13 protein-coding genes and 1 pseudogene are annotated in these 13,883 nt (G+C 60.1%); 12 read left to right on the top strand and 2 right to left on the bottom strand.

Features of this window, described 5'->3' with window-relative positions; translation table 11 throughout:
* Window positions 1–114: 114 nt before the first annotated feature.
* Window positions 115–870 carry an outer membrane protein gene (locus I2G20_RS14735; RefSeq protein WP_196260506.1) on the top strand — a complete coding sequence of 252 codons (756 nt, stop codon included), beginning with the start codon at window positions 115–117 and terminating at the stop codon, window positions 868–870.
* 59 nt (window positions 871–929) lie between these two features.
* Here I2G20_RS14735 and I2G20_RS14730 read toward each other — a convergent pair whose 3' ends face one another.
* A complete protein-coding gene (locus I2G20_RS14730; RefSeq protein WP_196260505.1) occupies window positions 930–2,102 on the bottom strand; it encodes a benzoate/H(+) symporter BenE family transporter in 1,173 nt (390 codons plus the stop codon).
* A gap of 138 nt (window positions 2,103–2,240) precedes the next feature.
* Between I2G20_RS14730 and I2G20_RS14725 the strand changes: the two genes are divergently transcribed.
* From I2G20_RS14725 to I2G20_RS14675, 11 genes and pseudogenes are all read left to right on the top strand, one after another.
* Window positions 2,241–2,399 carry a hypothetical protein gene (locus I2G20_RS14725; RefSeq protein WP_196260504.1) on the top strand — a complete coding sequence of 53 codons (159 nt, stop codon included), beginning with the start codon at window positions 2,241–2,243 and terminating at the stop codon, window positions 2,397–2,399.
* A 151-nt stretch (window positions 2,400–2,550) separates the two neighbouring features.
* Window positions 2,551–3,846: a solute carrier family 23 protein gene (locus tag I2G20_RS14720; protein ID WP_196260503.1), complete on the top strand. Its 1,296-nt coding sequence runs from the start codon at window positions 2,551–2,553 to the stop codon at window positions 3,844–3,846.
* Window positions 3,847–3,960: 114 nt separating this feature from the next.
* Window positions 3,961–4,581 (top strand): carboxypeptidase-like regulatory domain-containing protein, encoded by a 621-nt coding sequence (locus I2G20_RS14715; RefSeq protein WP_196260502.1) that lies wholly within the window; start codon window positions 3,961–3,963, stop codon window positions 4,579–4,581.
* Window positions 4,582–4,650: 69 nt separating this feature from the next.
* On the top strand, window positions 4,651–6,273 hold the full coding sequence (locus I2G20_RS14710) for an ABC-F family ATP-binding cassette domain-containing protein (RefSeq protein WP_196260501.1): 1,623 nt from the start codon (window positions 4,651–4,653) through the stop codon (window positions 6,271–6,273).
* 20 nt (window positions 6,274–6,293) lie between these two features.
* Window positions 6,294–6,674 (top strand): hypothetical protein, encoded by a 381-nt coding sequence (locus tag I2G20_RS14705; RefSeq protein WP_196260500.1) that lies wholly within the window; start codon window positions 6,294–6,296, stop codon window positions 6,672–6,674.
* A gap of 886 nt (window positions 6,675–7,560) precedes the next feature.
* Window positions 7,561–8,721 (top strand): Shedu immune nuclease family protein, encoded by a 1,161-nt coding sequence (locus I2G20_RS14700; protein ID WP_196260499.1) that lies wholly within the window; start codon window positions 7,561–7,563, stop codon window positions 8,719–8,721.
* Between the two features lie 90 nt (window positions 8,722–8,811).
* Window positions 8,812–9,999: a phosphoserine transaminase gene (locus I2G20_RS14695; protein WP_196260498.1), complete on the top strand. Its 1,188-nt coding sequence runs from the start codon at window positions 8,812–8,814 to the stop codon at window positions 9,997–9,999.
* A gap of 25 nt (window positions 10,000–10,024) precedes the next feature.
* Window positions 10,025–10,474 (top strand): annotated as a pseudogene (gene alaE, locus I2G20_RS14690) (L-alanine exporter AlaE).
* Window positions 10,475–10,521: 47 nt separating this feature from the next.
* The gene (gene serA / locus I2G20_RS14685) at window positions 10,522–12,111 is read left to right on the top strand and encodes a phosphoglycerate dehydrogenase (protein WP_196260497.1); all 1,590 of its coding nucleotides are present in this window, start codon (window positions 10,522–10,524) and stop codon (window positions 12,109–12,111) included.
* A gap of 130 nt (window positions 12,112–12,241) precedes the next feature.
* Complete coding sequence (locus I2G20_RS14680) at window positions 12,242–12,643, top strand: hypothetical protein (protein WP_196260496.1); 402 nt, start codon at window positions 12,242–12,244, stop codon at window positions 12,641–12,643.
* Window positions 12,640–12,840 (top strand): helix-turn-helix transcriptional regulator, encoded by a 201-nt coding sequence (locus I2G20_RS14675; RefSeq protein WP_196260495.1) that lies wholly within the window; start codon window positions 12,640–12,642, stop codon window positions 12,838–12,840. The genes I2G20_RS14680 and I2G20_RS14675 overlap by 4 nt, the downstream gene beginning before the upstream one ends.
* A gap of 6 nt (window positions 12,841–12,846) precedes the next feature.
* Here the strand turns inward: I2G20_RS14675 and I2G20_RS14670 are convergent, their stop codons facing one another.
* Window positions 12,847–13,821, bottom strand: a complete 975-nt coding sequence (locus I2G20_RS14670; protein WP_196260494.1) for a DMT family transporter — start codon at window positions 13,819–13,821, stop codon at window positions 12,847–12,849.
* Between the last annotated feature and the right edge of the window lie 62 nt (window positions 13,822–13,883).

Raw genomic sequence — 13,883 nt, 5'->3', positions numbered from 1 at the left:
GCCTTTTTTTGTTGAGTCCGACGGTTAAATTGTACGGTTAAGCAGGCTTTAAGAAAATCCCTATAGTTTTCCCTATCGAGAACGGCAATTTGCGCTGTCTAGGGGAAGTTAACAATGAATAAACTTGTCGCATCTATTGCGCTGGGGGTTGCGGCGTTCATTTCCGTTCCTGCCCTTGCAGCCGATCCTGTGTCGTATAACTACCCGGTCTACAAGGATTACGTTCCACCCTATATCCCACCTGTGGATCACGGGCTGAAAGGCTCGTTCTATTTGCGTGGAAGCGTTGGGGGCAATCTCGCCTGGGCGCCTCGGGTCAACCACCCGACGCAGACCCCCTCCGAATTCGATATCGATCGGTGGGGCGTAGGCTACAGCGCTGGCATCGGTGCCGGTTTCGAGACCGGCGACGGGCTGCGGTTCGACGTTACGGTCGACCACTTGCACAATGACGGGATGTCCACGGTGGTCACTGGGGTGGGCCCGGTAGCGCTTGGCCGCCACGACCTGCATCTGCGCTCAACGCTCGCTCTCGCCAATGTCTACTACGATTTCGGGCTGGGCAACCTTGGGCTCTCGGCAGCCGGTGGCGCATTCGCCTATGTTGGCGCGGGCGCCGGCGTTGCCTTCAACCGTATGGGCAATGTCGAGCCGGGCGCGACGACGGCCACCAACTGGGGCGGTAATACGAGCCTGGCGGCTGCGGGCATGGTCGGTGTCGGGTACGATTTCGGCGCCGTGGTGGCCGATCTCGGTTATCGCGGCATCTACATCAACAAGCTGGAAAACGCCACCGCGCCCAATCCCTATTCGATCGATCACGCATTGATCCACGAAATCCGCGCCTCGCTGCGCTATCGGTTCAACTAGACGTCCCGACAAGATTTCCACCAGACGGCGCCTTCGGGCGCCGTTTTTTGTTTTGCGTCCTAGGCGCGCTCGATACGCAACAGCGCGAGCAGTGCGCCGCCGGCCACGAGGCCCCAGAATGCGGCGCCGATGCCGAAAATGGTCAGTCCGGAAGCAGCAGTAACGAAGGTCACTATGGCGGGCAGGCGCAGATCGTCATCGGCCATTGCGCCCATCAGGGCGCCGGCAAGGCTGCTCATCAGCGCGAGACCTGCAACCGCCTCGATGAGCAGCGGCGGGGCGGCGGCGACGAAGGCCGCGGCAAAGCCTGCACCGAGGGCGAGGATGATGTAGAAGATGCCGCCCGAAACCACAGCGATATAGCGTTTGGTTTTATCCGCGCCAGCTTCCGGGCCGGCGCAAAGCGCGGCGGTGATGGCGGCGAGGTTGACGAGGTGTGCGCCCAACGCAGCGATGACCATGGAGACGAGACCGGTGGAGATAAATATGGGTCTGACCTCGGGCGCGTAGCCGTTGGAGCGCAGAACGGTGAGGCCGGGGATATTCTGGGAGGCCATCGTCACGACGAAAAGCGGGATGGCGATGCCGACCATCGCATCGAGCGAGAAGCCCGGGACGATGAGGACGGGGGCCGGCCAGATAGCGTTCAACGCACCTTCGGGCAGCGGCGTCGTAAGCCCGATGATGAGACCGGTCGCGAGCACGGCAAGCGGTACGGCCCATAGCCTGGCAAAGCGCAGGGCGATGGCCCAGATGAGTATGATCGGGAGCGTCGCGAGCGGCATCTCGCTGAGCGCACGGACGGGCGCAAGGCAGAGATTGAACAAGATCCCCGCAAGCATGGCACTGGCCAATGGCATCGGGATGGAGGAGACGGCGCGCCCGAAGGGTCTCCAGAGGCCTGCGACGACGATCAGCGCACCGGCGGCGATGAATGCACCGATGGCCGCGGGGAATCCCCCCTCGACCATGCCTGTCGAGATCAGAAGCGCCGCGCCCGGTGTCGACCAGGCAATCGTGATCGGCATTTTCGTCAAGAGGGCGAGTACGATTCCAAGAAGGCCCACGGCGAGCGTCAGGGCGAAAAGCCCGGATGCGGCCTGTTCGGCCGTGGCACCGACGGCGGCAAAGCCCTGGAGAACAATGGCAAACGAAGAGGCAAACCCGACGATCGATGCAAGGACGCCGGCAAAGATCGGTTGGGCAATGGTCGTTGGGGAGTGGTCGGACATGGGCACGACTCAAAAAGTGTAAATGGTGCTTATAGTTGAGAGGACGCCGAGGACAAAGCCGTGCTTGACGCCGATCAATGCTCTTTGACCAAAGGGCGGTAGGATATGCCGATCCAACTCTTTTTTGAGGATTGCAAAATGGAACGGCGCATCAATGTGGTTCAACACTCCTCGCTCGGCGTGCTTTGGTTCATCGGCTGGCTGTTCACCATCGGCTATCTCGGGCTGGGGTTCTGGACCGGCGTCCTCGCGCTGGTCGTCTGGCCCTATTTCCTCGGCGTGCATATGGCCGGCTGATTCCTTAAGCAAAAAGGACGGCAAGGCGATCTCCACCGGATAATTGGCGCCAAATCGTCTCACCCCTTGCGCGACTCGCAAATGCGGCCAAATCTGGGCAGCAGGCGCAGTCCGTGGGGCGAAGGCGCCGTTTTCAGGGGAGTAAAGACCGGTGCTGGAGGGATACTTCAAGCTCAAGGAGCACGGCACAACCGTGCGCACGGAAGTGGTGGCCGGTGTCACCACGTTTCTCACAATGGCGTATATCATCTTTGTAAACCCGCAGATCCTGTCGACCACCGGCATGGATGCGGGGGCCGTATTCGTGGCCACTTGTCTTGCCGCGGCGCTGGGCACGCTCATCATGGCGTTCGCCGCCAACTGGCCGGTGGCGATGGCTCCGGGCATGGGACTTAACGCCTTTTTTGCCTTCACCGTGGTTGCCGCCATGGGCTTTTCCTGGCAGCAGGCGCTGGGCGCGGTCTTCATTTCGGGCGTGATCTTCCTCGTCCTTACCGTGACCGGCGTGCGCAAGTGGCTGATTGCGGGCATTCCCGCTTCGCTCAGGAGCGCAATCGTCGTCGGTATCGGGATGTTCCTTGCGCTGATCGGGCTCAATAGCGCGGGGATCGTCGTGGCCAATCCGGCGACGATGGTCGGACTTGGCGATCTGACTGCGCCAGGGGCATTGCTCGCGGTACTTGGCCTGTTCATCATGGCAGGTCTTGATGCCCTCAAGATACGCGGCGCGATCCTTATCGGCATTCTCGTCGTCACCGTCATCGCGATGATCGCCGGACTTCAGGCCTTCGGGGGCATTTTCTCGATGCCGCCCTCGCTGATGCCGACTTTCATGCAAATGGACATTCTCGGGGCACTGAGCTTCGGGTTCATCCAGGTGATCCTCGTTTTCGTGCTGGTCGAAGTGTTCGACGCCACCGGCACGCTGATCGGGGTTGCCAAGCGCGCGGGACTGATCGAGCCGGGCAAGCCCAATAATCTGGGCCGTGCGCTGATTGCCGACTCGAGCGCCATCATCGGTGGCGCAGCGCTCGGCACGTCGAGCACCACAGCCTATATCGAAAGCGCCTCGGGCGTGCAGGCCGGTGGCCGCACAGGCCTGACCGCTCTCGTCGTGGGCGTGTTGTTCCTCGCGGCACTTTTTATCGCTCCGCTTGCCGGGTCGGTGCCGGCCTATGCCACGGCTCCGGCGCTGATCTATGTCGCGTGCCTGATGATGCGCGAGTTCAAGGAAATCGAATGGGACGACATCACTGAAGCGGTTCCGGCGGCGCTCACGGCGCTGACCATGCCCTTTACCTATTCCATCGCCAACGGGCTTGCCGTGGGCTTCATCTCCTACGCTGTCATCAAGGCCGTGAGCGGCAAGGCCAATGTGGTGCATGCCGCAACATGGCTGGTGGCCGCGCTGTTTGTTTTGAAGTTCGCGTTCTTCGGCACGCACTGAGATCGGGCAAATGCTGAACACTGCCGGGGGCCAATCGGCCCCCGGTTTTATTATGCTTTGCCTCGCATTTGTCCCTCTTTTACCGCCGGACGAATGCATTGGAAGGGAATGGCAATGTGGCGCAAGGGTGGTCTGGTGCTGGCAGCACTGATGGGTGGCATTCTGGGCGGTTGTACCGCGCCTGCGGATCAGTCGGGGGTGCTAAACCTTTCGGGCCAGTTGGTGACCGGGCAGGGTGCGCCGATTGCCGGGGAGAGCATCCGGATCGTGTTTGGCAGCGATGCCGACCCGCGCGGTGCGGCGTCCGGGCAAACAGTCACCACCGATGATGAAGGCCGCTTTGCCCTCACCGCTGAAGTCACCCGAAAGGGACGGACCATCCCGCTCGACAATTGGCTGGTCCGCCATCCTTCGCTGCTGCTCGAGATCGGGTTCGAGATGGAGTTGCGTGGCCGCCCCGCGCTTTATTGGGTCGAGTTCGATTACGTGGCGAGCAATATCCTGCGCGGCATCGGGGCATATCTGCCCGATGATGCCGGCAATTTCGTTACCCCGCTCACTTTTCATGATCGCGAACACGCATGGAGCATGCCCGGCGATCCGTCCGGGATGCGGATGACCGGCATTGGTGCCGATGTGATGGTCGAGGACTGGGAGGACTCCGAGGACCCCGAGGGTGGGCCGCTGATGCTCGATGTGATTGTGATGCGGCATGTTTTTGAGGTTCGCGAGTAGGCCGACCTTGCAATGGGTCCAGTGAGGTGATTTAGGGGCGCGGAACCTTCCAAGGATAATTCTGCCCAAATGATCCGTCTCGAAAATATCGGCAAGCAGAACGGCAAGCAGCTTGTTTTCATCGAAGCCTCGGCCGCGCTCCAGAAGGGCGAGAAGATCGGACTGGTCGGTCCCAACGGTTCGGGCAAGACGACGCTGTTCCGCATGATCACCGGCGAGGAGACGCCCGACGAGGGGCAGGTCTCGATCGATCGCGGCACGACGATCGGCTATTTCTCCCAGGATGTCGGCGAAATGGCGGGGCGGTCCGTCGTCGCAGAGGTGATGGACGGGGCTGGGCCAGTGGCGGCGCTCATCGCCGAGATGCGCCAGCTCGAAGCGGATATGGGCGATCCCGACAAGACCGACGCGATGGACGCCATCATCGCGCGCTATGGCGAGGTGACCGAACAGTTTGAAGAGCTCGACGGCTATGCGCTGGACGGGCGTGCACGGGACGTGCTCGACGGGCTCGGCTTTTCGCAGGCCCTGATGGATGGGGATGTGGGCAACCTGTCGGGCGGCTGGAAGATGCGCGTGGCGCTGGCCAAGATCCTTCTGGCGCGGCCCGACGTGCTTTTGCTCGACGAGCCCTCGAACCACCTCGACATCGAGAGCCTCATCTGGCTCGAGGATTTTTTGCGCGGGTTCAGCGGTGCTCTTCTGATGACCTCGCACGACCGGGCCTTCATGAACCGGGTGGTCAACAAGATCATCGAGATCGATGCGGGGACGCTGACGTCTTACACGGGCGATTACGAATTCTACCAGGCCCAGCGCGAGATTGCCGACCGCAACCAGCAGGCCCAGTTCGAGCGCCAGCAGGCGATGCTCGCCAAGGAAATCGACTTCATCGAGCGCTTCAAGGCGCGGGCCAGCCACGCCGCCCAAGTGCAGAGCCGGGTGAAAAAACTCGACAAGATCGACCGGGTCGAACCGCCCAAGCGCCAGCAGAAAGTGGTGTTCGAGTTCCGGCCCGCGCCGCGTTCGGGCGAGGACGTCGCTGTTCTCAAGGACATCTCGAAACGCTATGGCGAGAAGGTGATTTATGACGGGCTCGATTTCCATGTGCGGCGCAAGGAGCGCTGGGCGATCATGGGGGTCAATGGCGCGGGTAAATCGACGCTGCTCAAGCTCGTTACCGGCGATGCCAAGCCCGATGCAGGCAGCGTGGCGCGGGGCCCGAGCGTAAAGCTGGGGTATTTCGCGCAGCACGCGATGGACCGGCTCGACGGCGATCTTTCCATTTTCGACATGCTGCAATCGGAATTCCCGCAGGCCGGGCAGGCGCCGCTGCGGGCGCTGGCTGGATGCTTCGGGTTTCCGGGCGACGATATCGAAAAGAAATGCCGCGTGCTTTCGGGGGGCGAGAAGGCGCGGCTGGTGATGGCCATGATGCTGTTCGATCCGCCCAATTTTCTGGTGCTGGACGAGCCCACCAACCACCTCGATATCGCAACCAAGGAAATGCTGATCGCGGCGCTGGAGAGCTATGAGGGCACGATGCTGTTCGTCTCCCACGACCGGCATTTTCTTTCCAAGCTTTCCAACCGCGTGCTCGAGGTTTCGCCCGAGGGTGTGGTGGCTTATGGGGGCGGGTATAACGAATATGTCGAGAGCACCGGGCGCGAGGCGCCGGGGTTGCGGCATTAGCTGCAGCGGGGGATGGACGATTGAATCCCGGTGAATTCCAGGCATGGATGCCGCGCACGCGCGAGCAGCGCCTCGCCGCGATTTCCGTCCATTTCGTTGTTCTCAATATCGTTCTTCCCGTGCTGTTCCGGCTGGTGCAGGACATCTTGGGGTGGGGCATTCCGGGCTATCGCGGCAGCGTGCTCCATATGGGCGCGTTCTACCTCGTTTGGGTGCTCCTGCAGATCGGCAACTTCCGGGTCTGGCGGCACTACCGCGGACGGGCCGTTGCCATCGCGTCCGGCGGATTGATTGCGCTCAATCTGATTGCCCTGGGGCTCTTTGCGCAGATATCGGCATTTTTCCTGCTTTTCGACCTGCCGCTGATCTGGGCCACGCTGTCCGTGCTGATGACCCGATGAGGTTTCGGGCGAACGCGACGTCCGTTCGCTTTGCCGGACGATGCCCTCCAATCGCGCACCGATACGCCACACGCGGTGCCCGCTGTGGTTCCAGACATTTCAAGACGGCTTGGGGCGATGAACGCTCCGCACTGGTATTGTTTAGTATGAAGCGATCATCGCCCCAGGCATCCGGGATTTTGGGCTTATGGCGGCGTCCCGGGCTGGGGATTGTTGGGAGCACACCGTTTCCAATGGCTCCCGCTGCCCCTCCGGGTTTCCCCGGTGCGACGTGGGAGAGGCACACGGGCCGTTTATTCTGGCCCGCACCCCTCACATGTTATCCACATCCGGCCATCTGTCCGCTTTGGACCTTCCCTGCGGCGACCCGCATGGAACCCGAACCAAACCCGCCCAAACGTTCGTAGCGCTTGCGTCCATCAGCGCGGGTTCGTGAGGGTATTATGGGGGCGTTTGGGGTGGCGGGGATAAGTGCGCTCTCCTTCGTCATGGCCGGGCTTGACCCGGTCACCTCAACTTTGCGCTCTGGCGCTGCAAGGGAGACCCACGGGTCAAGCCCGCGGGCGACGAGGGGAGGGATGGGAGCAACGCGCCGGGTGAGGGGACCTTGTTCTTCGCGCGTTCCCCATTCTCCGGTCGTCACCCTTGGGCCCAGCCCGAGGGTCTGCCATGCCGCGCCAACATCAGGGAGATGCGTGGGTAGTCGGTTGCCATTTCGGCTTCTCCCTGCGACCAGCGGAAACATCGCGGACCCTCGGGCTGGGCCCAAGGGTGACGCTTGGAGGGGGAGGTTTGCCAAGAGTGCAATAGTAACACCCTTCGAGCAACGCGCTTGTATGATTGCCGTTAAGACGCCAAGCTAACTTGTAGGAAGTGTAGGTGGCAAATGGGCTCTGGATCGGACTACGAATTCTTCAACCTTCGCAAAGAAGGAAAAACGTACATCAGTAAGGTTTTCACATTCGGAGACTCAAATACAGAGCGACTTCGAAACGTGAATATGGTTACTGATGGAAACGAATTTCTCCATATTGGTGAGATAGACGGCGCGCTGTGTTTGCGCCTGTCAGGCACAACCCGAAAGACGCAAGTTACGGCTCTCGTTTCAAATGATGACAAGGCTGTTAAGCGGCTTACATTTCAGTCCTTCCAGACACGGAAAGGCGACTGGTTACAAGGCTACGAGAAAGATTCATTTACGTTCCGAGGCGACGAGTTTGAGCGACTTCTATCTTTTTTGTCGCAGATTAAATTTGTCGATTTTAGCAATGAAGATCGGTTCCAGATCGAAGATATATCGCGTGGTAACGGCGCAAAAATTCTTACCGACGCAACAGATCGCGACTTTTTATCTCTCGTGAAGGAACTGCCGGTTGATCAACGATACTCGTTGCTCGAAGCCTTTCGAAAAACATTATCTCAGGATGAGATCAATCTCTTACTAGGCCGCAAGCAAGGGCTAGAGGAGTACGAGGCACAATTAACTTCGGGCCACTGGAGCGAAGCTGAGTGGCAAAATTTTTTCGATCAAAATCAATGGGTGTTTGGATACGGACTCGATTATCGAATCATGCGTCAGTTCGACCGCGAGATGGTGGTCGGTGGCGGCAGCGCAGATAATCGAAATAAGCCCATAATCGATTTTTTGATGACTTTCTCCGACTATACAGTGCTTGTTGAAATCAAAAAGCCGACTGCGAGGATATTCCAAGGTCGATCGACAGCAAGGGCGGGCGTCTGGCGATTTAGCACAGAGTTCACCGACGCGGTTTCGCAAGCGCTTGAACAAAAAGCCGAGTGGCTATCCTGTGCACATTCGGCGGCACATTTCGACAAAGCTGGAAGCCGACGACTAGAAGCACGAACGCGCAATGCAAAAACGATTTTGGTTTTCGGCAGAAGTAGCGAGTTTGGCGAGGGAGTCGGTGCACGCGATGCAGACATCCGAAGGGACACTTTTGAGCTTTTCCGACGAGAAATGACCAGCATTGAGATCGTTACGTATGATGAGATGCTAGAACGTGCTCGTTTCATAGTTCACGAATAGTCCCCTTGCCAACCACCCCCATCCTCCCCTATACGGGCTGCGGGCCATCCCTTCCCAACGAGGGACGCCCATCTGTAAGGATGGAGCAACATGACAGATATTTTGGCGGCCAATGCCGCGCTTCCGGACGTGCGTCCGGCCAATCCCAATTTTTCTTCTGGTCCTTGTGCGAAACGTCCCGGGTGGACGGTTGAGGCGCTTGCTGGTGCGTTGACAGGGCGGTCCCATCGGGCCAAGCCTGCCAAGGCCCGCATTCAGCGTGCGATCGATCTGACGCGGGAGTTGCTCGAGGTCCCCGACGATTATCTCATCGGCATCGTGCCGGCGTCCGATACGGGCGCGGTCGAGATGGCGCTTTGGGGCATGTTGGGCGCGCGTGGCGTCGACATGCTGACCTGGGAATCGTTCGGTGACGGTTGGGTCACGGACGTTCAGAAGCAATTGAAGCTCGACGATGTGCGGGTGCTCAAAGCCGGGTATGGCGAATTGCCCGATCTCACCCAAGTCGATTTTTCCCGCGATGTGGTCTTCACATGGAATGGCACGACTTCGGGCGTGCGCGTGCCGAACGCGGACTGGATCGCGGCCGACCGCGAGGGGCTGACAATCTGCGACGCGACGTCTGCGGCGTTTGCGCAGAACCTCGATTTCTCCAAGCTCGATGTGGTGACGTTCAGCTGGCAGAAGGCGCTGGGCGGGGAGGCTGCGCATGGCATCCTGATCCTTGGGCCCCGCGCTGTCGAACGGCTCGAGACATTTGTCCCGGCCAACCGGCCCATGCCGAAAATCTTCCGCCTGACCAAGGGCGGCAAGCTGATGCGGGATGTGTTCGAAGGCGCGACCATCAACACCGTCTCGATGCTGTGTGTCGAGGATGCGGTGGATGCGATGGAATGGGGGCTTTCGGTGGGCGGGCTCAAGGGCTTTCAGGCCCGGGCCGATGCCAATGCCAAGGCCATTTCCGATTGGGTGGCAAAGACGCCCTGGGTGGATTTCCTCTGTGCCGATCCGGCGCTGCGGAGCAACACTTCGGTGTGTCTCAAGATCGTCGATCCTGAGGTGACTGCGCTCGATGATGATGCTCAGGCAAAGCTTGCCAAGGCGATTGTCTCGCGGCTCGACAAGGAAGGCGTTGCCTATGACATCGGCGGCTATCGCGACGCGCCGACCGGGTTCCGCATCTGGTGCGGGTCGACGGTGGAGACGGCCGATCTCGAGAAGCTGACGCCGTGGCTTGATTGGGCGTTTGCTGCGGAAAAGAAGGCGGCGCTGGCTTAAGGAACGCAGAGCAGGAACTGGCAGCATGGCAAGCGAAAAACTGCGCAGCTTTGTCGCCGATACGCTGGCGCTGGTGGTGTTTTTCACCATCGTCAGTGGGCTCAACGAGCGGTTCATTGCTGGTATGAGCTGGTCCGAAGTGGCGCTGTCGCGCTCCATCGGTGCGCCACTCATGGTTCTGACCGCCCGGCCCTAAGGGTATTGGCGGGACTGGTTCTTAACGACGACCAGCCCCGCATCTCCGACAGCGACCGTCATCATGGATTCCATCGCGTTGCTGGCGTTTCAGGTTCCGATCTACGTGCTCATCATATTCGCCAGCGGGGCAAGGGGCATGGGGGTCGTCACAGGAGCGCTGGGATTTGCAGGGCTGATGCTGGTTCTGGGGCGACCATATGGGTTGTGGCTCGAGTTTGTGCGCAAGCGGTTCGGCTTGAGCGGGCCGGGGCAGAAACCGATGTCGCTCAGTAGCTGACAGACAATTTTCGGGCGTGAAAGCCCTTTTGAACAAGGACTATGGATATGGCCAAGGTACTCGTATCGGACAAGATCAGCCCGGCGGCGATCGAGATTTTCAAGCGTGAAGGGGTCGAGGTGGATTATCTGCCGGACCTCGGCAAGGACAAGGACAGACTGGCCGAGGTGATCGGGCAGTATGACGGGCTCGCCATTCGCTCGGCGACCAAGGTGACCGAGAAGATCATCGCAGCGGCCGGCAATCTCAAGGTGATCGGGCGCGCGGGGATCGGGGTCGACAATGTCGATATTCCGGCAGCGACGGCCAAGGGCATCATCGTCATGAACACGCCTTTCGGCAATTCGATCACGACGGCTGAACACGCGATCTCGCTGATGCTGGCGCTGGCGCGGCAGATCCCGGAAGCGGATGCTTCGACGCGGGCGTCGAAGTGGGAGAAGAACCGCTTCATGGGTGTCGAGGTGACGTCCAAGACGCTGGGGCTGATCGGGGCGGGCAATATCGGTTCGATCGTTGCCGACCGGGCGCAGGGGCTGCGGATGAAGGTCGTGGCCTTCGATCCATTCCTGACGCCGGAACGGGCTGTCGATCTCGGGGTCGAGAAGGCGGAGCTGGACGAGCTTCTGGCGCGGGCCGATTTCATCACCATCCACACGCCGCTGATCGACGCGACGCGCAACATTCTCAATGCCGATGCGTTCGCCAAGATGAAGGACGGGGTACGGATCATCAATTGTGCGCGTGGCGGACTGATCGACGAGGCGGCGCTCAGGGCGGCGCTGGAATCGGGCAAGGTCGCCGGGGCGGCGCTCGATGTGTTCGAAACCGAACCGGCGATCGATAATCCCTTGTTTGCCTTGCCCAATGTCATCTGCACACCGCATCTGGGTGCATCGACGACCGAAGCGCAGGAGAATGTCGCCTTGCAGGTCGCCGAGCAGATTGCGGCCTATCTCAATACCGGCGAAGTGACCAATGCGCTCAACTTCCCATCGATCTCGGCGGAAGAAGCGCCGCGCCTGACGCCGTTTGTCAAGCTCGCGGAACTGCTCGGCTCCTTTGCGGGGCAGCTGACCGAAACCGCGATCAAGGGCATCCGTATCGAGTTCGAGGGCGAGGTGGCGAGCCTCAACACCAAGCCGATGGTAGCGGCGGCGCTCAATGGTGTACTCAAGCCTTTGCTGGGCGATGTGAACATGGTCTCGGCGCCCGCGCTGGCCAAGGATCGCGGCATTGCCATCGAGACGGTCAACCGCGACCAGCAGGGGGCCTATGACAATTATATCCGCCTGACGGTTTTGACCGAGCGGCAGGAGCGAGGCGTTGCGGGGACGGTGTTCTCGGGCGGCATTCCCCGCATCATTCAGGTCAAGGGCATCAACCTCGAGGCTGAGCTGACCTCCTCGATGCTCTATATCACCAATGAGGACAAGCCGGGCTTTATCGGGCGTCTCGGTACGCTTCTGGGCCAGCTTGGCATCAATATCGCGAACTTCAACCTCGGGCGGCTCGAGCAGGGCAAGGACGCGATTGCGTTGCTCTCGATCGACAGCGTGCTGAGCGACGAGCAACTGGGGCAGATCGCGGCGCTCGAAGGCGTGGTGCAGGCCAAGCGGCTGGTATTTGCCGTCTGATCGAAAATTTTTGCGTGACAGGGCCGAGGCATGGTTGCCTCGGCTTCTTTTTGTTCGATGTTGTCAAGGACGCTTGACATTACGCTGCAAGGATATATGTAAAGGTTGCTTTACAGAAATGGAGGTCGAAATGACCAACGAGAAAGCAACCCGGCGCTATCTAGGCTTCATAATTCCAGCGACCATCCTGTTTGTTGGGGCGAGCTTCGCCCTCAAGACCGCTGACAATGCCGCCATGTTGCCGCCGCCGGCACTCTATGCAGTGTCCATCGTCCCGGTCGGGATAATGCTCAGCATGTTCTGGGCGCATTGGCGCTATATGACCGAAATCGATGAGTTCCTGCGCTTCATCCAGGTCAAGGGGGCGTTCACGGGTTTGATCATCGTGATGACAATCGCCTCCGGATGGGGGTGGCTGGAGTTTTACGCCGACGCACCGCGGCTTTCGATCTTCTGGCTCAATCCGATCTACTGGATCGCGTATAGTGTCGCCGTCTTATGGTTCACCCCTCGTGATCGTGCCGCAACTTGAAAAACAAGATCAAGCAATTGCGCGGTGAACGCGGCTGGTCCCAGGCAGTTCTGGCCGAAAAGCTTGACGTCTCACGCCAGTCGGTCAATGCCATTGAGACCGGGCGCTACGACCCGTCGCTGCCGTTGGCATTCCGGATCGCCCGGATATTCGGTGTACCGATCGAAGCGGTCTTCGATGATGGAGACGGAGCCTGAAAGGCGTTATCCGGGCGGCAATACCGCCGGCCGGCCGCGGCGGGCGGCGAATTCGACCAGGGCGATTCCGGCTACGATGAATACCGCCGCAACGGCGTGGAACAGTTCGAGCCGTTCCCCCAAGAGCGCTACGGCGAGCAGGGCGCCGACCACGGGGATCAGATTGATGAAGAGGCTGGCACGGTTGGGACCGATCAGTTCGACACCGCGCGCATAGGTCGCCTGGGCGACGATCGAGGGCAGCAGTGCAACGTAGACGACGATGAGCCAGCCTGTGGTGCCCATGGTCGCAACCTCGGCAACGAGACCCGGTATCCCGGAAGCGAAGACCATCTGGTAGACGATAGCGGCGAGCGCGGCAAAAAAGCTCGTCACAGCGATAAAGCTCATCCAGCCGATCCTTGGCTTGTAACGCAGCAGAAGCGAATGAAGTGCGTAAAGCACACATGCCGCAAAGATCAGACCGTCCCCGATATTGACGTCCAGCCCCAGGAGCCGCAACGGCAGGCCCTGGGTTGCGACATGGGTAACGCCGTAAATCGTGAGCGCAACGCCAACGATGTGCACGAGCGAGGCGCGCACCCTGAAGATCACAAAATTACCGACCATGACGAGGACCGGGATGGCAGATTGGATCATCGCGACGCTGACAGCCGAGGTGTAGAGCACCGAGGAATAGAGAAGCGCATTGAACGTCGTGAAGCCGATGGCGCCGTAAAAAGCCAGCCAGAGGACCCCGCGTCTGATTTCCGCCCATTCCGCGACCACTGATTTCCATGCGAAGGGCAGGATGAGGATGAACGCGACCACCCAGCGCATTGTCGAAAGCCCGAAGGGATCGATTTCACCGATGGCGAACTTGCCCGCAATAACATTGCCGCCCCAGAAGAGGGAAGAGAGGGCCAGGAGCAGATAGGGCTGCGACATGATCGCGGCCAACGGATTGGCGGGGGATGCCGGGGTGGGACTGGGTTTTGTCATGGTGGGTCTTGTGATTTATAGAACCCGGACTTATCAGCGTTTGGCCCCGAACAAAATTGATT

Origin of the sequence: Pelagibacterium limicola (assembly GCF_015694405.1) — a bacterium.
Lineage (GTDB): Bacteria > Pseudomonadota > Alphaproteobacteria > Rhizobiales > Devosiaceae > Pelagibacterium > Pelagibacterium limicola.
The sequence above is the reverse complement of the archived record's forward strand: the minus strand, read 5'-3'. Positions and strand labels throughout refer to the sequence as shown.

Coding starts and splice junctions, on each gene's coding strand:
- I2G20_RS14700 (WP_196260499.1), top strand. CDS start 7,561: ATGGGCTCTGGATCGGACTACGAATTCTTCAACCTTCGCAAAGAAGGA.
- I2G20_RS14730 (WP_196260505.1), bottom strand. CDS start 2,102: ATGTCCGACCACTCCCCAACGACCATTGCCCAACCGATCTTTGCCGGC.
- I2G20_RS14710 (WP_196260501.1), top strand. CDS start 4,651: ATGATCCGTCTCGAAAATATCGGCAAGCAGAACGGCAAGCAGCTTGTT.
- I2G20_RS14680 (WP_196260496.1), top strand. CDS start 12,242: ATGACCAACGAGAAAGCAACCCGGCGCTATCTAGGCTTCATAATTCCA.
- I2G20_RS14670 (WP_196260494.1), bottom strand. CDS start 13,821: ATGACAAAACCCAGTCCCACCCCGGCATCCCCCGCCAATCCGTTGGCC.
- I2G20_RS14695 (WP_196260498.1), top strand. CDS start 8,812: ATGACAGATATTTTGGCGGCCAATGCCGCGCTTCCGGACGTGCGTCCG.
- I2G20_RS14735 (WP_196260506.1), top strand. CDS start 115: ATGAATAAACTTGTCGCATCTATTGCGCTGGGGGTTGCGGCGTTCATT.
- serA (WP_196260497.1), top strand. CDS start 10,522: ATGGCCAAGGTACTCGTATCGGACAAGATCAGCCCGGCGGCGATCGAG.
- I2G20_RS14715 (WP_196260502.1), top strand. CDS start 3,961: ATGTGGCGCAAGGGTGGTCTGGTGCTGGCAGCACTGATGGGTGGCATT.
- I2G20_RS14725 (WP_196260504.1), top strand. CDS start 2,241: ATGGAACGGCGCATCAATGTGGTTCAACACTCCTCGCTCGGCGTGCTT.